This is a genomic window from Ralstonia mannitolilytica (genome assembly GCF_000954135.1).
GTDB lineage: Bacteria > Pseudomonadota > Gammaproteobacteria > Burkholderiales > Burkholderiaceae > Ralstonia > Ralstonia mannitolilytica.
This window is the reverse complement of sequence record NZ_CP010799.1, coordinates 3,220,875-3,242,511: the sequence shown is the minus strand read 5'-3', so window position 1 is coordinate 3,242,511 and position 21,637 is coordinate 3,220,875. Positions and strand designations below refer to the sequence as shown.

Genomic DNA, 21,637 nt, shown 5'->3' with positions numbered 1-21,637 from the left:
TAGCGAGGGCGCGGCGAGGGCGGGTGCGATAATCCGCGCATGTCGAAAGCACCTTTCCTTGTGCCGCCGCGGGGCACGCTGATGATCCAGGGCACCACGTCGGACGCCGGCAAGAGCACGCTCGTCGCGGGGCTGTGCCGCGTGGCGCGCCGTGCGGGTGTGCGCGTGGCGCCGTTCAAGCCGCAGAACATGGCGCTGAACAGTGCCGTCACCGCAGACGGCGGGGAGATCGGTCGTGCACAGGCGCTGCAGGCGCAGGCCGCCGGCGTCGCCCCCACGGTCGACATGAACCCCGTGCTGCTCAAGCCCAATAGCGACACCGGCGCGCAGATCATCATCCACGGCCAGCCGCGCTGCGATCTCGACGCCCGCGCGTATCACGCCTACAAGCCCACCGCCATGGCGGCCGTGCTCGAATCGCACGCACGGCTGCGCGCGCAATACGAGCTCGTGCTCGCGGAAGGCGCCGGCAGCCCCGCCGAGATCAACCTGCGGGACCGCGACATCGCCAACATGGGCTTTGCGCAAGCCGTCGACTGCCCCGTCGTGCTGGTCGCCGATATCGACCGCGGCGGCGTGTTCGCGCACCTGCTCGGCACGCTCGCGTGTCTGTCCGACAGCGAACGCGCGCGCGTGGCCGGTTTCGTCATCAACCGGTTTCGCGGCGATGTTTCGCTGCTCACGCCCGGCCTGGACTGGCTGACCGCGCAGACCGGCAAGCCGGTGTTTGGCGTACTGCCGTATCTGCACGGTCTGCACCTCGATGCCGAGGACGCCGTGCAGACCGCGCAGCATGCGGCAGCGGCCGACGCATTGCGCGTGGTGATCCCCGTGCTGCCGCGCGTGTCGAATCACACCGACTTCGATGCGCTGCGCGCGCATCCGCAGGTGGACGTGCGCCTCGTCGGCCCCGGGCAGCCGATTCCGCCGGCCGATCTCATCATCCTGCCCGGCAGCAAGAGCGTGCAGGCCGATCTGGCGTGGCTGCGCGCCAACGGCTGGGAGCCGGCCATCGCGAGACACCTGCGCTACGGCGGCAAGCTGATCGGCATCTGCGGCGGCATGCAGATGCTGGGCCGGCGCCTGCATGACCCCCAAGGCCTCGAAGGCGCGCCCGGCAGCAGCGATGGCCTCGGTTATCTCGACTTCGAAACCACGCTCGAAGCCGCCAAGCAGTTGCGCCACGTGCGCGGCACATTGGCCGAGGGCGGGGCGGGCGTCTCCGGCTATGAAATCCACATGGGCGTGACCGACGGCCCGGCACTCGCGCGGCCCGCCGTGTGCCTCGACAACGGCAGACTGGACGGGGCGGTCTCGGCCGATGGGCAGATTCTGGCCACGTACCTGCACGGGCTGTTTGATGCGCCCGAGGCGTGTCGCGCGCTCCTGGCCTGGGCGGGCGTGCGTGGTGCGCAGGCACAGGACTACGCCGCCCTGCGGGAGGGCTCGATCGAGCGGCTGGCGGACGTCTGCGAGGCACATCTCGACCTCGCCGCGCTGTTTGGGACCTTTCCGCCGCCGTCACATACCCGCTGAGCCATAATCCGCAGAGATGCAGATTTTCCGGGTGATCTACCCGGCACACGAGTTCGACGAGCACAAGGAGGCAGGCATGCCGGTGGCCGTTGTAGCGAATCCGAAGGGCGGGGTGGGCAAGACCACGTTGGCGACCAACCTGGCCGGCTATTTTGCGGCCCAGGGCCACGCCGTGATGCTGGGCGACACCGACCGCCAGCAGTCTTCCCGCGAATGGCTGGCATTGCGCCCAGAGACCGCCCGGCCCATCCGCACGTGGGAAATCAATGCCGACCACATCGCCAAGCCACCCAAAGGTACGACGCACGTCGTGCTGGACACGCCGGCTGGCCTGCATGGCTGGCGCCTGGGCGACCTGGTCAAGATGTCAGGCTACGTGATCGTGCCGCTGCAGCCTTCGATGTTCGACATCCTGGCCACGCAGTCCTTCCTGCGCAGGCTGGCCGACGAAAAGCCGATCCGCCACGGCGAGGTCAAGCTGGGCGTGGTCGGCATGCGGGTGGACATGCGCACGCGTGCCGCCGAGCAACTCCAGCGCTTCGTGCAGGGCCTGGACGTGCCCATCCTGGGCTACCTGCGCGATACCCAGAACTATGTGCAACTCGCCGCGCACGGGCTCACGCTGTGGGACGTGGCGCCGTCGCGCGTGGCGAAAGATGTGGAGCAGTGGAGCGGTATCCTGGCCTGGCTCGGCGCGCGGCCCGTAGAGGCGTCGCCCGCCAACGCGTCGGTGGCAGCATGAAAAAAGCCCGGCAACTTGCAACTGCCGGGCTTTTTCGTGGACCGCCTTCGCTCAGATCTCGAGATTGTCGATCAGGCGGGTCTTGCCGAGCTTGGCGGCGGTCAGCACCACCAGCGGCTCGCCGGCGGCGATGTTCTCGGGCGTCGGCACCTGCAGGTCGGAGCGGCGGCGCACGGCCACGTAATCGGGCTGCCAGCCGCGGCCGCGCAGGTACTCCATCGCCTTGTTGGTCACCTCTTCGTGCGACGCCTGGCCCTGCAGCACGGTCTCCAGGACGTCCTGGCGCACCCGGTGCAGCATGCGGTACAGCTCGGGCGCCTCGGCGCGCTCTTCGTTGGTCAGATAGGCGTTGCGCGACGACAGCGCGAGGCCGTCGTCCGCGCGCACCGTTTCCGCCGGGATGATGTCCACCGGCAGCGCAAACTGGTTGGCCATGCGGCGCACGATCATCAACTGCTGGTAATCCTTCTTGCCGAACACCGCCACGCGCGGCTGCACGCACGAAAACAGCTTCATCACCACCGTGCACACGCCCTTGAAGAAGCCGGGGCGGAACTCGCCTTCGAGGATGTCGCCCAGATCATGCGGCGGCTCGACGCGGTATTCCTGCGGCTCGGGGTACATGTCGCGCTCGGTGGGCGCGAACAGGACGTATACGCCTTCCTTCTGCAGCTTTTCGATGTCGTCCTGCAGCGTGCGCGGGTATTTGTCGAAGTCTTCGTTCGGGCCGAACTGGAGGCGGTTCACGAAGATGGACGCCACGACGGGGTCGCCGTGCTGGCGCGCCAGTCGCATCAGGCTCAGATGGCCCTCATGCAGGTTGCCCATGGTCGGCACGAAGGCGACGCGGTTCTGGCCGCGCAGCTGGTCGCGCAGTTCCTGGATGGACGAGATGACTTTCATGCGGTCTGGTTATGGGCCGACGTTCAGGTCGGCGAGTAGGCGAGGCGCACGTAAATGGGTGCGTAGGGTTCAGCCTGGGTGATTTCCACCAGGGATTCGCGGGAGAGCTCCAGCATGGCGACAAAGTTGACCACCACGATGGGCGCGCCCTTGCCGGACTGGATCGCTTCTTCAAACAGCTCGGTGAATTCCATGAACCGGGCGTGCTGCAGGCGGCGCAGGATCTGGCTCATGTGCTCGCGCACGGACAGCTCTTCGCGCGAGATCTTGTGGTGCTGCGTGAGCTTCGCGCGGCGCAGCACGTCGGCCCACGCAGCGCGCAGGTCGTCGGTATTGACGTCGGGATAGCGCGGCGCGAGGCTCTGTTCGATGTAGACCTGCGCGCGCAGGAAGTCGCGTCCCAGCTGCGGCAGGGCATCGAGCTTCTGCGCGGCCAGCTTCATCTGCTCGTATTCGAGCAGACGGCGCACAAGCTCCGCGCGCGGGTCTTCGGGCTCGGTGCCTTCGTCGGTCTTCTTGACCGGCAGCAGCATGCGCGACTTGATCTCGATCAGCATGGCCGCCATCAGCAGGTACTCGGCGGCCAGCTCGAGGTTGGTTGCGCGGATCTGCTCGATGTACGCCAGGTACTGCCGCGTGACCTGCGCCAGCGGAATGTCGAGCACGTTGAAGTTCTGGCGCCGGATCAGGTACAGCAGCAGGTCCAGCGGGCCTTCGAATGCTTCAAGGAAGACCTCGAGCGCATCCGGCGGGATGTAGAGATCCTGCGGGAGCTTGAACAGCGGCTCGCCGTACAGCCGTGCGAAGGCAAGGCCGTCGACCTGCGCGGGCGTGGAGTCCTGCTCGGGCGCTACGGTGGGCAGCTCGACGGGCAGCGGCAGCTTGTCCTGCGCAGAAGTGGTCATGCGGCGATCCGCTCGAGGGCCGGCGGCGGGATCAGTCCAGCGAGTAGACGTACGGCTTTTGCGGCACGCGGGCGGCCTTGGCGCGCGCACGTTCTTCCAGATCGATCGGGTCTTTGTCCCACAGCAGGGCGCGGCCCTGGCGCTGCTGCGCTTCAAGCTCGGGCTTCTGGGTCTTGAGTTCTTCCAGGAACTGGGTGATCTCGGACTTGTACAGGGACATGGCGGTAAGTGATGTTGGATGACCTTGCCCGCCCACGGCATGCCAGGGCGGATAACCGCGCATTTTACCGTATTGGCCGGCGGGCACGCCGTCTGCGGAGGGGGTCTGGATTTGTCCGCAAGGACGTTTTCGTCGCATTGACCAGGGCACCGGCCACGCCCGGTATGGTCAAATACGGCTTTCCTCGATCCGGCCGGCCCGTGGGGCGGCGCCATGTTTGCCACGATGAAGGGTTCCAACCGACCATCGCGACCATCACGACCGCCACGTTTTCGCTTTCTGGATGCGCGAGCCGCTGCGTTCGCGGCGGGCTGCGTCCTGGGTCTGGCCGGTATGCCGGTTCACGCAGAGTACGACGTCAAGATCGACGCCCCGAAGAGCATCCGTGAGTTGCTCGAGCGGCATCTGGACCTGTCGCGCTACAAGGGCCGCAAGGACATCACCGAAGACCAGCTCCAGTACATGGTCGAAACCATTGGCGACCAGGTCACCAAGCTGACGGCCACCGAGGGCTATTTCGTGCCGAAGGCCACCGCACAGATCGAAGGGCAGCCGGAGCACCGCGTCGTGCAGGTGAAGGTCGACCCTGGCCCGCGCACCACGGTCGACAGCGTGTCGCTCGACTTTACCGGGGCCATCACGCAGGAACCCAAGCGCATCGATGAGCTGAAGAAGGCCTGGGGCCTGCAGCCGGGCGTGGCTTTCCGCCAGACGGGGTGGGACAAGGCCAAGGACGACAGCCTCGCCGCGCTGCAGAGCAAACGTTACTACGCGGCCAGGCAGACGGCGTCCGAGGCGCGCATCGACCCGGATGAAAGCAAGGCGGACCTGTCCGTCGCGTACGACAGCGGGCCGGCCTACACGCTCGGGCCGCTCGACGTACAGGGCCTGTCGCGCTATCCGCGCAGCATCATCGATCGCGTGAACCCGTTGCGCGTGGGCGAGGATTACTCGGCAGACCGCCTGCAGTCCTTGCAGGCGGCCATCCAGGGCCAGCCATACTTCGCGAACGCCATCGTGGACCTGGGCGACGATCCGAAGAACCCCGTGAACGCCCCGGTGCGTGTGCGGGTGCGGGAGTACCCGCCCAACCGCCTGACCAGCGGCGTCGGCTACGGCACCGACACGGGCGCCTCGGTGGAAGGCCGGTATCAGTATCTGAACCTGTTCAACAAGGCGTGGGTGGCCGACACCCAGGCGCGCATCGAGCAACGCCGGCAGTACCTGTTCGGCAGCGTGACCCTGCCGCCGGACGAGAGGCAGTACGTCAACAGCGTCTACGCCAGCATGGACCGCACGGACACCTCCGGCACCGATACGCGCAGCTATCGCTCGGGCTTCAAGCAGACACGCGTGCGCGGCATCTACGAGACGTCGTTCACCGTCGATTTCTACTACGACGACCTGCGCCCCGACGGCGCCGAGCGCCAGTTGAGCAAGGCCCTGGTGCCCGGTTTCTCGTGGACGCGCCGCGACGTGGACGACCCGCTGTTCCCGCGGCGCGGCAACATCATCACCACGCAGATCGGCGCGGCGGTCAAGGGCGTGCTGACGGACCAGTCGTTCGTGCGTTCGTACAGCCGCATCCGGCAGTTCGTGCCGGTGGGGCAGCGCGACATCCTGGTCGCGCGGGCCGAGCTGGGGGCCGTCATCACCAGCGGTCCTGGCGACGGCGTGCCGGCCACGCTGCGCTTTCGCACGGGCGGCACGCAGTCGGTGCGCGGCTACGATTTCCAGAACATTGGCAACAACGTCAACGGCAGCACGCTGCCCGCCAAGTTCCTCGTGACGGGCGGGCTGGAGTACCAGCGCTGGTTTCTGCCGGAATGGGGCGCCGCGGTGTTCTGGGATACCGGTACCGCCACCGACAACTGGCCGGAGCGCCGCTGGTACAACGGCGTCGGCGTCGGCGTGCGCTGGAAGAGCCCCGTCGGCCCGATCCAGCTGGATCTGGGCTACGGAATCCAGGAGAAACAGTTCCGGCCGAGCGTGTCGCTGGGCATCGCGTTCTGAGCATAAGCATGGTGGAATCGCAGACGCCCGAATCGACCCAGCCCGAAGTGCCGCCGCCCAGGCGTAACCGCCGCCTGTGGCGCTGGCTGGGTGGGTTTGTCGCCTTCGTGCTCCTCATCGTGCTGGCGCTGGCCGGCTGGCTGGTCTGGGCGGTGCATTCGCAGACGGGGACGGCGCAGCTGTGGTCGCTCGTCACGCGCTTCGGCCACGCCTATGTGTCGGGCAGGCTCGTCGGTGGCACGGCGCGCGAGGGCCTGTCGCTGCGCGACGTGCACGTGCGCGCGGGCAGCACGGAGGTGCGCATCGACCACGTCGAAGGCAAGTGGGCCATCACGCGCGGCCCCTGGCATGCACACTTTGGTTACCTCACCGCCGGCAATGTCGAGGTGATCCTGCACCCGACGCCGCCATCGCCGCCGAGTGGGCCGCCCGACTCGCTGGTGGTGCCGCTGGCGCTGGACGTGGACCGGCTCGCCGTGGACCGCCTGGCCATCCGCCAGGGCACGTCCACCACCGAGCTGAAGTCGATCGCCGGCAGCCTGCATTCCGACGGCACGCATCACAACGTGCTGCTTGACGGCATGCAGACACCTGTCGGCAAGCTGGCCGCGACGCTTCGCGTGACGGGCACTCGGCCGTATCCGTTGACGGGTGCGGCGACGCTTGCGACGCAGTTCGAGGCTGGCGGGCAGAAGCAGGATGCATCGGTGTCGGCGCAGTTGGCGGGGTCGTTGGAAGCGCTGCACGTCGATGCGACGGGCAGCGGCGCCAAGATGACCGCACAGGCGCAGATCGACGCCACGCCGTTTGCCGCGCTGCCGTTGTCGCGCGCCGTCGTGTCGGCCGACCACGTGAACCCGCGTGCGTTTGCGCCCGGCGCGCCGCAGGCCTCGCTGTCCGTGCATGCCGACCTGCGCCCCGACGAGAAATCGCCGGTGCTGACCGTGGCGGGCCCGATCCAGATCGACAATGCCCAGGCCGGCACGCTTGACAAGCAGAAGCTTCCGCTGCAATCGCTGCGCGCGCAGGTGCGCCTGAACGAAGACGCGCAGCAACTCACCGGCCTCGACGTACGGCTGTTGGGCGGCGCGCAGCTCACCGGGGGCGCCGACGTGAAGAAGGGCCACGGCGCGCTGCGGGTGGAAGTGCGCCAGCTCGATCTGCAGGCGCTGCACACGTCGCTGGAGAAGACCCGGCTCGCGGGCCCCATCACCGTCGATTTCGCGGGCGGCACGCAACACGTGGCGCTGGATCTGGCGGGCGGCGACATGCGTGCGCAAGCGAAGGCCGTGCTGGACGCCGCGCAAGTGGCCGTGGAGAACGCGCAGGTCTCGCTTGGCCGCTCGCGGCTGACGCTGGCGGGCACGCTCAGGCACGACGACGCGCAGTCGTTCGCTTTCAAGGGCAAGCTGGCGGAGTTTGATCCGGCGCGGCTCGCCAAGGTGGCCAAGGGCCGCATCAACGCCGACCTCGACGCACACGGCACGCTGGCCGAGCCCATTGACGCGGCCATCAAGTTTGCCGTGCGCGACAGCGACTACGCCGGGCTGCCGATGACGGGCGACGGCAACCTCCACGTGCGCATTGCGGGCGAGTCGATGCGCCTGCTGCCGAGCGACGCAAGGCTCGACGTGGCCGGCAACAAGGCGAGCCTGCGCGGCAGCTTCGGCGCCGCGGGGGACCGCCTGCGCGTGGATGTCGATGCACCGCAGCTGGCGCGGCTGCAGTTCGGCGTCAGTGGTTCGCTCGCCCTGTCCGCCGATGTGTCGGGCACCTTGAAGCGGCCGCAGGCGGATGCCACGTTCCGCGCGAGCCAGCTCGCCTATCGGGGCAACCGGATCGACGCTGCCAGAGGCCGCGCCCAGATCCGCGACGGCATCGACGGCCCGCTGCTGTTTGAGCTCGCCGCACAGCGCGTCACGGGGCCGAGCATTTCGTTGCGCGAGGTCCGCGCCACGCTGGACGGCACGCGCCGTGCGCACCGTTTCCACGCCGATGCCGATGGCAACGTGCGCAACCAGCCGTTCAAGTTCGCGCTCGCCGGCGACGGCGCACTGACGCCCGGCAAGGACGGCGACGGCTGGGACGGCACGATCTCCACGCTGTCGGCGCAGGGCGCGCCCAACCTCCAGTTGACTGCCCCGGTGCGCGTTTCCGTCGGGCCCGGCCGCCTGCTGGTCGGGCGCGCCGATCTGACACTGGAGCAGACGCCCATCCGAATCGATCGCGTCGAATCCGTCCAGGGCCACGTGCGCAGCGCCGGCCGCTTCGATGGACTACACGTGGCACGGGTGCTCGAGCTCGTGCGCACGTGGACGGGCCAGACGCCGCCCGTGCGCAGCGATCTCGTCATCGACGGCCAGTGGGACGTCGGCCTCGGCACCACTGCGACCGGTACCGCGCACATCGCCCGGCGCAGCGGCGATCTGTCGATCAACGCAGGACGAGGCTTCACGCCGCTGGGCTTGACCGAGGTCACCATCGACGCGCGCGGCGAGGGCATGCGGCTCGCCGTGCGCGGCAACGTGCAGTCAACGCGCGTGGGCAATCTCTACCTCGATGCGGGCGTGGGGCTCGTGCGCGACGCCGCGCCGGGCGCGCTGGCATTGATGGCGCCCACGTCACCGCTGTCCGGCGGTTTGACGATCAGCCTGCCGCATTTGAAGGGCATCGGCGATCTGCTTGGGCCCGACGTGGCCACCGACGGCCAGCTCGCGGCCAGCCTAACCTTTGCCGGCACGGTCGGCGCGCCCAAAGTCAGCGGCTTCCTGACCGGGCAGGACGTCGAGGTGGCCTTGTATGACCAGGGCATCCGGCTGACGGGCGGCGTGCTGCGCGTGGCGCTCGACCAGAACGTGGTCGACCTGCAGGACGTGGTCTTCCACGGCGGCGAAGGCACGGTGCGCGCGCAGGGCCGCGTGCAGCTGGGCGAGGCCAACCCGAACCTCGCGGGGTCCATCGTGGCCGACAGGCTGCAGCTGTTTGCCGATCCGGATCGCACGCTGGTGCTGTCGGGCCAGGCGCGGATCACCAACGACAATGACCGCGTGGCCATTACCGGCAAGTTCAAGGTCGACCGCGGCCTGTTCGACCTGCCCAAGGACGGCGCACCGAGCCTCGGCGATGACGTGGTGATCGTCCGGCGCGCCGATGCCGCCCGCAACCAGGCCGAACGCGGCGTGAAGCGCGAGGAGAAGCCAGCCGGCCGCTTCAGCCCCGTGGTCGATGTTGACGTCGACTTTGGCGACAACTTCCGCTTCAAGGGCGCCGGCGCAGACCTGTCGCTCGGCGGACAGATGCACGTGCACAGCGAGCCGCTGGTGCCGCTGCGCGGGACGGGCACGATCTTCGTCCGGCAGGGCAGCACGTACGAGGCGTTCGGCCGCAAGCTCGCGATCGAGCAGGGTGTGCTGAACTTCATCGGGCCGATCAACAACCCGTCGTTCAACATCATCGCGATGCGGCGCAACCAGGAGGTCGAGGCCGGCGTGCAGGTGACGGGCACCGTGCGCCAGCCGCGCGTGAAGCTCGTCTCCGAGCCCAACGTCCCGGACGAAGACAAACTGTCATGGCTGATGTTCGGCTATAGCGCGTCCAACGCGGGCCTGGGCCAGCAGCAGGCCATGTCCGGCGCGGCGCTCGGCCTGCTGGGCAACGTGGCCGGCAAGAACGTGGCGCGGCGCTTCGGGCTCGACGAATTCTCGATCGGGCCATCCACGTCGGGCCTGACCGACCCGCAGGTGGTGAGCCTGGGCAAGGCAATTTCGGAGCGCATCACCGTGGGCTATGAGCAGAGCCTGTCGACAGCGGACTCCATCGTCAAACTGACGTGGCAATTCTCGCGGCGGTGGTCGGTCGTGGCGCGCGGCGGCACGATCAACGGTGCGTCGGTCCTGTTCAACAAGCGTTGGTAATCGGATAGCCCGGCTGCCAGAATGGCGACGGGTACAGGTTTCGAACGAGGAGTTCCATGTCGCATCTTCGTCAACTCGCACAAGTGGGAGTCACCATGGGCATTCTGGCTTCATTGCTGGGGTTGTTCGGCTGCGATCAGCAGAAGGTCGACCAGGCAGTGGATCGCGTCGGCGATGCCGCCAAGCGCGCGTGGCAATCGGCCAAGCCCGACAACCTGCTGTTCAAAGGCATCGTGGCCGGGCAATCCACCGAGGACGATGTCAGGGCCACCGCCGGCCAGCCCGAGACGATCTGGGAGAACGAAGGCGGCACGCGGCAACTGGAGTATCCGCGCGGTCCGGAAGGGACTTCAACGTGGATGGTGACGATCGGGCCTGACGGGCACGTGCAGAAGATCGAGCAGGTGTTGACCGCCGAGAATTTTGGACGCGTCCAGGTGGGGCAGAGCAAGGATGACATTCGCCGGATGCTGGGCAAGCCGGGGAAGGTGGAGGTGTTTAAGCTGAAGCAGGAAGAGGTTTGGGGGTATCGGTGGATGGAAAGCGCGACTGAACGGGCTTTCTTCAATGTGCACTTTGGGGTGGATGGGCGTGTTACGACGACTTCGCGGAGTGATGATCGGTTGAATGGGGGGTAGGGTTTTTGGCTCTGGTTTTTTTGTGGTGCATCCCTTGTTTCATCCCCTGGCGGGGCTGACTCACTTTCTTTGGTCTTGCCCAAAGAAAGTAAGCAAAGAAATGCGCGCCCGAGATGGCGAAAGATTCCTTGAATTTATGTCGCAGGGAGGGGAAGGGAAAAACTCGCTTCGCTCAGACAGGAGCCTGTCAGGAATTTTGTGTTTGAGGCATAGCATGTTGGAAAGGAGCATCTATGCCAAGCAAGAAGAAACCGGCGGCAGCCGGCACGGCGGCGCTGCCGTCTATTCCCCACGAACTCATTGAACAACTGACCGGCGGCACCACGCCGATGACGGCCGAACAGATCAACGCCACCACCATGGCGCTGAAGAAAGCGCTGATCGAGCGGGCGCTGGGCGCAGAACTGTCGTACCACCTGGGCTACCCGCCCGGCAGCGCCCGCCCCGAGGATGCAGCCAACCAGCGCAACGGCAAGTCCGCCAAGACGGTGCTGACTCAGGACGGGCCGCTGCGCATCGAAGTGCCGCGCGACCGCGCAGGCTCCTTCGAGCCCATCCTGATCCCCAAGCACGAGCGGCGTTTCACCGGCTTTGACGACAAGATCGTAGCCATGTACGCGCGGGGCATGACGGTGCGTGAGATCCAGGGCTTTCTGGCCGAGCAGTACGGCACCGAGGTCAGTCCTGAATTCATCAGTTGCGTCACGGATGAGGTAATGGCCGAGGTCACCGCCTGGCAGGCACGCCCGCTGGAGCCGATGTACCCGGTCGTATTCTTCGACTGTCTGCGGGTCAAGATCCGCGAGGATGCCGTGGTGCGCAACAAGGCCATCTATCTGGCGCTGGGCGTGCTGCCCGACGGCACCCGCGACATCCTGGGCCTGTGGATCGAGAACACCGAGGGGGCCAAGTTCTGGATGAAGGTGTTCAACGATCTGAAGACCCGTGGTGTAGCCGACATCCTGATTGCCGTCACCGACGGCCTCAAGGGCATAGCCGAGGCGCTTGGGGCGGTGTTTCCGACCACGACGCTGCAGACCTGTATCGTGCACTTGATCCGCAACAGCCTGGACTATGCCAGCTGGAAGGACCGCAAGGCGCTGGCAGCGGCGCTCAAGCCCATCTACACGGCGCCCAGCGCAGAAGCCGCAGCGGCCCAACTCGATGCCCTGGAAGCTGGTCCCTGGGGGCAGAAGTTTCCCACGGTGGTGGCGGCCTGGCGCCGGGCCTGGGAGCGCGTCATTCCGTTTTTTGCGTTCAGCCCGGCGGTGCGCAAGGTGATTTACACGACCAATGCCATCGAGAGCCTGCACAGTCAGCTGCGCAAAATCATCAAGACGCGGGGGCACTTTCCCAGCGATGATGCCGCCACCAAGCTGCTGTGGCTGGCCTTGCGCAACATCACGGCTGACTGGGGCCGAGCAGCCAGGCAGTGGAAAGACGCCATGAACCAGTTCGCCATCGCCTATGGGGAGCGCTTTACACGACCGGCCGCGTAATATGTCCACCGGGCTCGTCTGAAACGGCAGCCCGAATAAAAAGCCTTGAACACAAAAATTCAGACAGCCCCCTCAGACAGTTTCCCTTCCTTTTTCCTCCCTGCAACAGAAATTCAAGGCGCCATCTAGGGCAGGAAAGTCAAAGGACAAAAGCCGAACCATCTGAGCGCCAGCCCAAACGACAAAGGCCAACCGCGCGATGGGTTGGCCTTTTTTCTTTTGACGTTGAGCCCTTGATGGCGCCTTGAATTTTTGTGAGCGGGCGGATCAAGGAAGGAGGCTGTCTGAGCGCAGCGAGTTTGCCTCCTTCCCCGCCCGGTCACACAAATTCAAGGGATGGGTCGCCATCTCCGGCGCGCCTTTCTTTTGCTTACTTTTCTTTGGCAAGACAAAGAAAAGTGAGTCGGTCCCGGCAGGGAACGAAAGGGGAGTGGACCACCAAGGCCCATCCCGAAACACCCATTACCGCACCCGCATCCCCGGCACCGCCCCAGAATGCGGCTCAAGAATATAAAGCCCAGGCTGAGCCTTCTCATCAGCAGCCGAAGCCGCCAACACCATCCCTTCCGACATCCCGAACTTCATCTTGCGCGGTGCCAGGTTGGCGACCATCACGGTCAGCTTGCCCACGAGATCTTCCGGCGCATACGCCGACTGGATGCCCGAAAACACATTCCGCGTCTGTCCTTCACCCACATCCAGCGTCAGCTGCAGCAGCTTGTTCGATCCTTCCACGCGCTGGCAGGCGACGATCTTGGCGACACGCAGGTCGATCTTGGCGAAGTCGTCGATGGTGATGGTCTCGGCGATCGGCTCGATGGCGGCAGCACCGTTGGTGGCAGCAGCCGGGGCATCGGCGGTCGCCTGCAGGGACTGACGATTTGCCTCCACCAGCGCATCTACCTGCTTTTTGTCCACGCGCGTCATCAGGTGCGAATACGGCTGGATCGGCTTGGCCGACGACAGCTGCGAGTCAATCGCGTGCCAGGTCAGCGGCTCGATGTTCAGGAACGCTTCGATGCGTGCGACCGTGGCCGGCAGGACCGGCTTGAGGTAGATCCCGAGCAGGCGGAACGCTTCCAGCGCAACGGAGCACGTGGCGTGCAGCTTCTCGCGGTTCGCTTCGTCCTTGGCCAGATCCCACGGTTTTTCGGTGTCGACGAAGGCGTTGACGGCGTCGGCCAGTTCCATCACGGCACGCAGCGCCTTGCTGTACTCGCGCTTTTCGTACAGATCGGCAATCTGCGGGGCGGCTTCGCGCAGTTGCACCATGAGCGGATGGCCCAGCGCGGCATCGCTCACGCGGCCCTCGAAGCGCTTGACGAGGAAGCCCGCCGAGCGGCTGGCGATGTTGACGAACTTGCCGACCAGGTCGCTGTTCACCCGGGCGATGAAATCGTCCAGGTTCAGGTCCAGGTCTTCCATCGTCGCGTTCAGCTTGGCGGCAAAGTAGTAGCGCAGCCATTCCGGATTCAGGCCGGTGTCGATGTAGCTCTGCGCGGTGATGAACGTGCCGCGCGACTTGCTCATCTTGGCACCGTCCACGGTCAGGAAGCCGTGCGCGAACACGTTGGTCGGCGTGCGGTGGCCCGAGAACTTGAGCATGGCCGGCCAGAACAGCGTGTGGAAGTACAGGATGTCCTTGCCGATGAAGTGGTATTGCTCGGTGGTGGAGTGCTCGTTGATCCACGATTCGAAATCGAGGCCGAGCTTGCCGCACAGGTTCTTGAAACTGGCGTAGTAGCCGACCGGTGCGTCCAGCCACACGTAGAAATACTTGCCGGGCGCGCCGGGAATCTCGAAGCCGAAGTACGGGGCATCGCGCGAGATGTCCCAGTCCGACAGCTTGGCTTCGCCATCGTCGCCGAGCCACTCGCGCATCTTGTTGGTCGCTTCCGGCTGGGCCAGGTCGGCCACCCATTCGCGCAGGAACGTCTCGCAGCGCGAGTCGGAGAGCTTGAAGAAGTAATGTTCCGACGACTTGCGCACCGGCGTCGCGCCCGATACCACGGAATACGGGTTCTTCAGGTCGGTCGGCTGGTACGTCGCGCCGCAGACTTCACACGAATCACCGTATTGGTCCTTCGCGCCGCACTTGGGGCACTCGCCCTTGATGAAGCGATCCGGCAGGAACATCTCCTTGACGGGGTCGTAGAACTGCTCGACCTCGCGCACGTCGATCAGGCCGTTTTCCTTGAGCTGCAGGTAGATGCGTTCGGACAACGCCTTGTTCTCGTCCGAGTCGGTGCTGTAGTAGTTGTCGAACGAGATCAGGAAGTTGTCGAAATCGCGCTTGTGCTCCGCCCATACGCGCTCGATCAGCTGGCGCGGGGTCAGACCTTCCTTCTCGGCGCGCAGCATGACGGGCGTGCCGTGCGTGTCGTCCGCGCCCACGTAGTAGGTCTCATGGCCGCGCATGCGCTGGAAGCGCACCCAGATGTCGGTCTGGATGTACTCGACGAGGTGGCCGATGTGGATCGGCCCGTTGGCATAGGGCAGGGCGGAAGTGACGAGGATGCGACGTTCGGACATGGGCAGGCCAGAAGAGTGCAGGCGGGCCGCAAACTGAGCGCGGCGCGCGGAGAAACGCATATTTTAGCGCGCCCGGGCCGCGCGAGCCCGCCACGGGTGAATACCGCCGATCTGCACGCCGGACCTGCGGCAGGACGCCGCATTCTGCGCAAGCCAAAAAAAAAGCGCCGGTCTGAGCCGGCGCAGCTTTCCACAACGGAAAAGGAGGAGAAATCAGGTGCCGCCCGGGAGGTCAGCCACGCATCGCGAGCCAGCAACGTGTGGCAAGCGGCACCCGTTCTCTATGACTGGTCACCCTTGGATTGGTTTCAAATAAATTTCGACGCGGCGGTTTTGTGCGCGGCCGGCCTCGGTGGCGTTGTCTGCAACGGGCTGCGTCTGGCCGCGGCCTTCCGCGTTCAGGCGGTTGCGGGCGACACCGCGGTCAGTCAGGTAGCTGGCCACGCTCTGGGCGCGCTTTTGCGACAGCGTCATGTTGTAGTTCGGGTTGCCCGTGCTGTCGGTGTGGCCGACCACGGTGGCAGCCAGTTCCGGATGCTGCGTGAGCGTCTGTGCCACGCTATCCAGCGCGCCGCGGAACGAGGGCTTGATCACCGCGCTGTCGGTATCGAACGACACCTGGCTCGGGATGTTCAGCTTGAGCGACCCGTCGGGCTGTTCGGAAATTTGCGTGCCCGTGCCAGCGGTGTCACCGGCCAGCTTCGATTTGATCGCACCCCAGTTGTAGCCCACGGCTGCACCGGTTGCCGCGCCCAGCGCACCGCCGATGGCCGCGCCACGGCCATTGCCGACCAGCGCACCGATGCCGGCACCCACGGCCGCGCCGACCCCCGTGCCCACGGCGGTCTGGTTCTGCTGCTCGGTGGCGCAGCCCGCTGCCAGCAAGGCGACGAGCGAAACGGAAATAAGCTTGGCTTTCATGATTTCTCCTACGAGGTAACGGGATCGGTTCTTGTTGAGTCTGCCCATAGCCGGCGTGCCGAAGGGTTTTGGGGGGAATCGGACGAATGTTGCGCCGGCAAAATACAATAGCAAACCAGCACGTAGAGTGGCGAGTGCATTGCAAAGTTCATGTGACGCCCCTGTTGGACCGTCCCCCATTCGCATTAGATTCGTGGAGCAAATGTTGAGCGTAACCATCGAACAGATCACCGAAGCCTTGCGCGGCGTGGTCGATCCCAATACCCAGCGCGACCTGGTGTCGTCGAAATCGGTGCGCAACATCCGGGTCGATGGCGGCGAGGTGTCGCTCGACGTCGAACTCGGCTACCCGGCCAAGAGCCAGTTCGATGCGATCCGCAAGCTGGTGATCGGCGCGCTGCGCCAGGTGCAAGGTGTCGAGAATGTGAGCGTGCAGGTCTCGATGAAGATCGTCGCGCACGCGGTGCAGCGCGGTGTGAACCTGCTGCCGAACGTGAAGAACATCATCGCCGTGGCGTCGGGCAAGGGTGGCGTGGGCAAGTCGACCACCGCCGTGAACCTGGCGCTCGCACTGGCCGCTGAAGGCGCCAGCGTCGGCATTCTCGATGCCGACATCTATGGCCCGAGCCAGCCGATGATGCTCGGCATCCACGGCCAGCCGGAGTCGGCCGACGGCAAGACGATGGAGCCGATGGAGGGCCACGGCCTGCAGGCCAATTCGATCGGTTTCCTGATCGAGCAGGACAACCCGATGGTGTGGCGCGGCCCGATGGTGACCTCGGCGCTGGAGCAACTGCTCAAGCAGACGAACTGGCGCGACCTCGATTACCTCATCGTCGACATGCCGCCGGGCACGGGCGACATCCAGCTCACGCTGTCGCAGAAGGTGCCCGTGACGGGCGCGGTGATCGTCACCACGCCGCAGGACATCGCGCTGCTCGACGCCAAGAAGGGCCTGAAGATGTTCGAGAAGGTGGGGATTCCCATCATTGGCGTGGTCGAGAACATGGCGGTCTACTGCTGCCCGAACTGCGGCCACACCGAACACATTTTCGGTGCCGGCGGCGGCGAGAAGATGTGCGCGCAGTACGGCGTGCCGTTCCTGGGCAGCCTGCCGTTGAATCTCTCCATCCGCGAGCAGGCCGATTCGGGCCGGCCCACCGTGGTGGCCGACCCGGACGGCGCGATCGCCGGCGTGTACAAGCAGATCGCGCGTCGCGTCGCCATTGCCGTGGCCGAGAAGGCGAAAGACATGACGAGCAAGTTCCCGTCGATCGTCGTGCAGAACACATAAGCCATGGAACCGCGCGAGCCCTCGACCGAGCGCCCCTCCGTGCGGGTCGCGGTGGTGCTGTGCCGCCGTCCTACGGCCAACCGCTGGCAGCCGTTCCAGTGGCGGCTCGAGGCCGTGGTGCCGGATCTTGGCGAATACGGCACCGAGCCGCGCTGCCTTGATCGCACCGAGACCGAAGAGCGCTGGCTGACCCCTGGCTTTACCGTCACGCTGTTCCGCGACGAGGCCGAGGGCTACTACCTGAACGTGACGTCGGCCGCTCCATGCTGGTTTGTGCTGTGGCGCCTTGGCGAAGCCGGGACGGCCGATGAAGGACGTGCGGTTCCGCATACCGTCTCCCTCAGCTACAACGAGGCGGGCCGCTGGCTCGACGGCGGCGAGACGGTCGAGAACGCGCCGCTCGATGCCGCTGCGCTCGCGTGGCTGGAGGCTTACGTGGCCGAGAACTACCGGCCCGAGCCGAAAAAACGGCGCCGGCCGGAATCGTTCCTGCGGCCGGAAGATCGCGCCAAGTATTGATCGAGCGACATTGCCGTGAGCGACGAATCCTTCCTTTCACGCTGGTCGCGTCGCAAGGCCGCGCAGCGCCGTGGCACGCCCGAACCAGAGGCACCACCGCGTGCCGAGGTCGTGCGTCCACCGCAGCCAGAGTCGGCGCCTGCGCCTGCTGAACCGGCACCCGACGCACCGCCGCCGCTCACGCTGGAAGACGCGGCCAAGCTCACGCCCGCCGACGACTTTGCCCCATTCGTCGCGCGCGGCGTCGACGAGGTCGTCAAGCGTGCCGCCCTGAAGAAGCTCTTCGCCGATCCGCATTTCAACGTGATGGACGGGCTCGATACGTATATCGACGACTACTCCCAGCCCGACCCGATTCCGCCCGACATGCTGCGTGAACTGCGCCACACCGTAGAGCTGCGGCTGTTCGATCCGCTGGACGAGGAGGTGCCGCCGCCGGTGGCCGCGGAACCGGTATCCCAGGCAACGCCAGCCGTGACGGAGGAAACGCGCGCACAATCGCCCGCGCCGCCGGCGCAGGACGGCTCCGCCCAGGCAACCCCGCATGGCGAGGCCAGGCCGCCGTCCGTAGAATAAGAAAGAGGTCCGCGCGGCAGCCACCGCCGGCCATGTCCCCACAGCCCGCGCGACAGACGCGGGCGTTCACGCACACATCCATGCCTACGCTGGTCTGCAGTTGCAATCACACCATGCCGCTCGATGCCGGGGCGGTGAGCGACGCCCTGCGCGCCGCCGACATGCCCATCGATGCGCCTGGCCAGACACACCACCTGCTGTGCCGCCGCGAAATCGGCGCTTTCACGCAGGCGCTCGGCAGCGCGGAGGACGTGATCGTCGCGTGCACGCAAGAGCAGGCGCTGTTTGCTGAAGTGGCCGCGCAGCAGGAAGGCGTGGTCGCGCCGATCCGCTTCGTCAATGTGCGGGAGACGGGCGGCTGGTCGGCGGGCGCCAGGCGGGACCGGCGCGGCTTTCACGCAAAGACGGCCGCACTGCTGGCCGTGGCGGGTCTGCCCGCCCCGGACCCGGTGCCGGTGGTGGATTACCGCTCCGATGGCAACCTGCTGATTGTCGGTCCGGCCGAGCGCGTGATGCCGTGGGCCGAGCGCCTGGCCGATCAGCTGAGCCTGACGGTGCTGGCCACAGGCCGAGATCGCACCCTCGGGCCGCTGTCGGTGCCGATGGAACGCCGCTGGCCCGTCCACGCTGGCGAACTGGTGGCGGTCAAGGGCTGGCTGGGCGCGTTCGATGTGCAATGGCGCAGCCGCAATCCGATCGACCTCGACCGCTGCACGCGCTGCAACGCCTGCATCGATGCCTGCCCCGAAGACGCCATCGACGCGCTCTACCAGATCGACCTGGACCGCTGCCGCGATCACCGCGCCTGCGTGAAAGCGTGCGGTGACGCAATGGCCATCGACTTTGGCCGTGCGCAGGCGCCGCAAACGCTATCCGGCCAGTTCGACCTTGTCTTCGATCTGAACGACGCACCCGCCTTCACGCAGCACCAGCCGCCGCAAGGCTATTTCCATGCCGGTGCGGACGCCGGGAAGCAGTTGAGCGCCTCGTTGGCGCTGCTGCAGATGGTGGGTGAATTCGAGAAACCGAAGTTCTTCCAGTACAAGGAATCCATCTGCGCGCACGGACGCAACGGGCAGGTGGGCTGCGATGCGTGTGTGCAGGTGTGTTCAGCGTCGGCCATCTCGTCGCAGTGGAAGGACGGGCGTGGCAGCGTGCAGGTCACGCCCAACCTGTGCGTGGGCTGCGGCGCCTGTACGACGGCGTGCCCGACCGGCGCGATGACCTATGCCTACCCGAGCGCGCCGTATCAGGGGCGCAAGCTCAAGACGCTGCTGAATGCGTATGCATCGGCAGGTGGGCGTGATGCCGTGGTTCTGCTCCACAACGGCGAGCGCGGCCGCGCCCTCGTCCAACACGTCGGGCGCGCCGCGCGCATCGGCAAGGCGCAGGGCCTGCCGGTGAACGTGCTGCCGGTCGAAGTCTTCCATGCGGCGTCGACCGGGCTCGAGCTGTGGTTCACGGCCCTGGCCTACGGCGCCGCACGCGTCGTCATCCTGCTCACCGAGGACGACGCGCCGCAGTACCGGGCGATGCTGGCCGAACAGGTGGCCGTGGCGCAAGCCGTGCTGCAGGGGCTGGGCGAGCCGGCCGATGGGTCGCCCGTCGTGCTGATCGACGTGACCGATGCCGCCGCGCTCGACGCGCGCCTGAACGCCGCCGACGTGTCCGGCCCGCTGCGAGGCTTCCGCCGCGACATGCCGGCCGCCACCTTCGCCGTGGCCGCCGCCAAGCGCGAGACGCTCGACTTCGCGCTGGACCACCTGGCACGTCACGCCAAGGCTACCGAGGCGATCATCCCGCTTCCCGCCAGAGCGCCGTTTGGCGCCGTCACCGTCGACCGGGAAAGCTGCACGCTGTGCATGGCGTGCGTGGGCGCATGCCCCTCGCAGGCGTTGCGCGATACCGCCGAGCGCCCGGTGCTCGCCATGATCGAGCGCAACTGCGTTCAGTGCGGCCTGTGCGAGACCACCTGCCCCGAAGAAGCCATCGCCCTGGTGCCGCGCCTGAACCTGACCGCGCAGGCCCGCCAAGCCGTCACGCTGAACGAGACGCAGCCGTTCCACTGCATCCGCTGCAGCAAGCCGTTCGGCACCGCGCAGATGGTGGCGACCATGCTGGCCAAGCTCGGCGCGCATCCCGCCTTTTCGGGCGCGGCTGCCGAACGCCTCAAGATGTGCGGCGACTGCCGCGTGATCGACATGATGGAGCGCGGCGAACGCCCGGGCGCCACGCATTGAAGACTCCGTTCCCGATTCCATGACCGACGCCCAGCCCCTGCAATTCCAGCTCGCCGCCACGCCCCCCGACAGCGCCGAGGACCTGGCCCGTGCCGACCTGTACGGCTTGCTCGCGACGCTGTTCTTTCGCGCGCCCGATGCCGATTTGCTGCAGCGCATCGCCGCCGCGCCGCTGGACCCGGTGGACGACGGCAGCGCCGATCCGGCCGATGCCGAAGCCGCCGCCGGCAGCGCCCTGAGCCAGGCCTGGCGCCGCCTTGTCACGCGTGCCGGCAAGACTGGCGCCGCGCAGGCGGACGACGAGTACACCGACCTCTTCATCGGCGTCGGCAAGCCCGAAGTCTTTCTGTACGGCTCGTACTACCAGGCCGGCTTTCTCAACGAAAAGCCGCTCGTGGTGCTGCGCGACGACCTGCGCCGCTATGGCCTGGAGCGCGCCGAGGGCATCACCGAGACCGAAGACCACATTGCCACGCTGTGCGAGGTCATGCGTTACCTGATCGCGGGGGACGATGCGAAGCTCGGCCGCATTGAAGAGCAGCGCGCCTTCTTCCAGCGTCATCTGGCACCGTGGGTGGACACCGCGTGCGATGCTGTGTTGCAGCATCCGCGTGCGGGGTTTTATGCCGATGTCGCAGGTTTGGCGAAAGCGTTTTTTGATGTGGAACGGCTCGCGCTCGAACTCGCGTGACCGTGGTCCGCATCGTTGCCTAGAAAATAAGCACAACACGAAGACTTGCGCCCTGTGAGCATCCCGGCGGGGTGGGACAACGCTTGCCGATTGAAAAAATTCATCGGCAAATCGTCAGGAAAATCCCGAGTTGAGCGGTACTGAGCATGGTTTTCTGGTGCCGTTACTTCTAGAATGTGTCGGATATTTCCTATTACATTCGGTCATCGGTCCGGCAAAGCCGGGGAGCTTCGACATGCCAACCGTCCCTCACGCCCATGCTCAAGCGGATTCCCTTGATTCCGCACCTACGCGCCGCCGCTTCCTGATGGGCGCCGCCGTGGCTGCTGCGGCCGCCGGCACGGCCGCCACGGCAGGTCACCTGGCCCAGCAGGCCAGCGCCGGCTCCGCGCGGCCGGCCCAGCCCGCCGACGACGGCACCACGGGCTACCGTCTGACCGAACACATCCGCAAGTACTACAAGACGACCTGGATCTGACGCGCCGCGTTCGCGC

General features: G+C 66.3%; 17 protein-coding genes. 12 read left to right on the top strand and 5 right to left on the bottom strand.

Annotated elements, in window-relative coordinates:
- Positions 1-39: 39 nt before the first annotated feature.
- Together TK49_RS15240 and TK49_RS15235 are read left to right on the top strand one after the other, a co-directional pair.
- The gene (locus TK49_RS15240; RefSeq protein ID WP_045787455.1) at positions 40-1,536 is read left to right on the top strand and encodes a cobyric acid synthase; all 1,497 of its coding nucleotides are present in this window, start codon (positions 40-42) and stop codon (positions 1,534-1,536) included.
- 76 nt (positions 1,537-1,612) lie between these two features.
- Positions 1,613-2,278 carry a ParA family protein gene (locus TK49_RS15235; protein ID WP_045787922.1) on the top strand — a complete coding sequence of 222 codons (666 nt, stop codon included), beginning with the start codon at positions 1,613-1,615 and terminating at the stop codon, positions 2,276-2,278.
- 51 nt (positions 2,279-2,329) lie between these two features.
- Here TK49_RS15235 and panC read toward each other — a convergent pair whose 3' ends face one another.
- The 3 genes from panC to TK49_RS15220 are packed head-to-tail and all read right to left on the bottom strand — an operon-like array spanning position 2,330 to position 4,306.
- On the bottom strand, positions 2,330-3,181 hold the full coding sequence (gene panC, locus TK49_RS15230) for a pantoate--beta-alanine ligase (RefSeq protein WP_045787454.1): 852 nt from the start codon (positions 3,179-3,181) through the stop codon (positions 2,330-2,332).
- 23 nt (positions 3,182-3,204) lie between these two features.
- A complete protein-coding gene (locus TK49_RS15225; RefSeq protein ID WP_045787453.1) occupies positions 3,205-4,086 on the bottom strand; it encodes a segregation and condensation protein A in 882 nt (293 codons plus the stop codon).
- 31 nt (positions 4,087-4,117) lie between these two features.
- The gene (locus TK49_RS15220) at positions 4,118-4,306 is read right to left on the bottom strand and encodes a DUF3460 family protein (protein WP_045787452.1); all 189 of its coding nucleotides are present in this window, start codon (positions 4,304-4,306) and stop codon (positions 4,118-4,120) included.
- A 225-nt stretch (positions 4,307-4,531) separates the two neighbouring features.
- Here TK49_RS15220 and TK49_RS15215 point away from each other — a divergent pair, with 225 nt between their 5' ends.
- From TK49_RS15215 to TK49_RS15200, 4 genes are all read left to right on the top strand, one after another.
- Positions 4,532-6,319: an autotransporter assembly complex protein TamA gene (locus TK49_RS15215; protein WP_045787921.1), complete on the top strand. Its 1,788-nt coding sequence runs from the start codon at positions 4,532-4,534 to the stop codon at positions 6,317-6,319.
- 11 nt (positions 6,320-6,330) lie between these two features.
- Complete coding sequence (locus TK49_RS15210; RefSeq protein WP_045787920.1) at positions 6,331-10,233, top strand: translocation/assembly module TamB domain-containing protein; 3,903 nt, start codon at positions 6,331-6,333, stop codon at positions 10,231-10,233.
- A 95-nt stretch (positions 10,234-10,328) separates the two neighbouring features.
- Positions 10,329-10,871, top strand: a complete 543-nt coding sequence (locus TK49_RS15205) for a hypothetical protein (protein WP_045787919.1) — start codon at positions 10,329-10,331, stop codon at positions 10,869-10,871.
- A 233-nt stretch (positions 10,872-11,104) separates the two neighbouring features.
- Positions 11,105-12,370, top strand: coding sequence for an IS256 family transposase (locus TK49_RS15200; protein WP_045220114.1), 1,266 nt, complete (start codon positions 11,105-11,107; stop codon positions 12,368-12,370).
- A 462-nt stretch (positions 12,371-12,832) separates the two neighbouring features.
- Here the strand turns inward: TK49_RS15200 and metG are convergent, their stop codons facing one another.
- Positions 12,833-14,902 carry a methionine--tRNA ligase gene (metG, locus tag TK49_RS15195; protein ID WP_045787918.1) on the bottom strand — a complete coding sequence of 690 codons (2,070 nt, stop codon included), beginning with the start codon at positions 14,900-14,902 and terminating at the stop codon, positions 12,833-12,835.
- 291 nt (positions 14,903-15,193) lie between these two features.
- Positions 15,194-15,823 (bottom strand): YiaD family glycine zipper/OmpA-like lipoprotein, encoded by a 630-nt coding sequence (locus TK49_RS15190; protein ID WP_045787451.1) that lies wholly within the window; start codon positions 15,821-15,823, stop codon positions 15,194-15,196.
- A 205-nt stretch (positions 15,824-16,028) separates the two neighbouring features.
- Between TK49_RS15190 and apbC the strand changes: the two genes are divergently transcribed.
- The 6 genes from apbC to TK49_RS15160 all read left to right on the top strand — a co-directional run bounded on the left by apbC (position 16,029) and on the right by TK49_RS15160 (position 21,621).
- Positions 16,029-17,117: an iron-sulfur cluster carrier protein ApbC gene (gene apbC / locus TK49_RS15185; protein WP_045787917.1), complete on the top strand. Its 1,089-nt coding sequence runs from the start codon at positions 16,029-16,031 to the stop codon at positions 17,115-17,117.
- 3 nt (positions 17,118-17,120) lie between these two features.
- On the top strand, positions 17,121-17,636 hold the full coding sequence (locus TK49_RS15180; RefSeq protein WP_045787450.1) for a DUF3305 domain-containing protein: 516 nt from the start codon (positions 17,121-17,123) through the stop codon (positions 17,634-17,636).
- A 15-nt stretch (positions 17,637-17,651) separates the two neighbouring features.
- Complete coding sequence (locus tag TK49_RS15175) at positions 17,652-18,212, top strand: DUF3306 domain-containing protein (protein WP_045787449.1); 561 nt, start codon at positions 17,652-17,654, stop codon at positions 18,210-18,212.
- Positions 18,213-18,292: 80 nt separating this feature from the next.
- Entirely contained in the window at positions 18,293-20,452 is a 2,160-nt protein-coding gene (locus TK49_RS15170; RefSeq protein WP_045787448.1) for a 4Fe-4S binding protein, read from the top strand.
- Positions 20,453-20,471: 19 nt separating this feature from the next.
- Positions 20,472-21,143: a TorD/DmsD family molecular chaperone gene (locus tag TK49_RS15165; RefSeq protein WP_045787447.1), complete on the top strand. Its 672-nt coding sequence runs from the start codon at positions 20,472-20,474 to the stop codon at positions 21,141-21,143.
- 235 nt (positions 21,144-21,378) lie between these two features.
- Positions 21,379-21,621 carry a twin-arginine translocation signal domain-containing protein gene (locus TK49_RS15160; protein WP_045787446.1) on the top strand — a complete coding sequence of 81 codons (243 nt, stop codon included), beginning with the start codon at positions 21,379-21,381 and terminating at the stop codon, positions 21,619-21,621.
- The last annotated feature ends 16 nt before the right edge of the window (positions 21,622-21,637 follow it).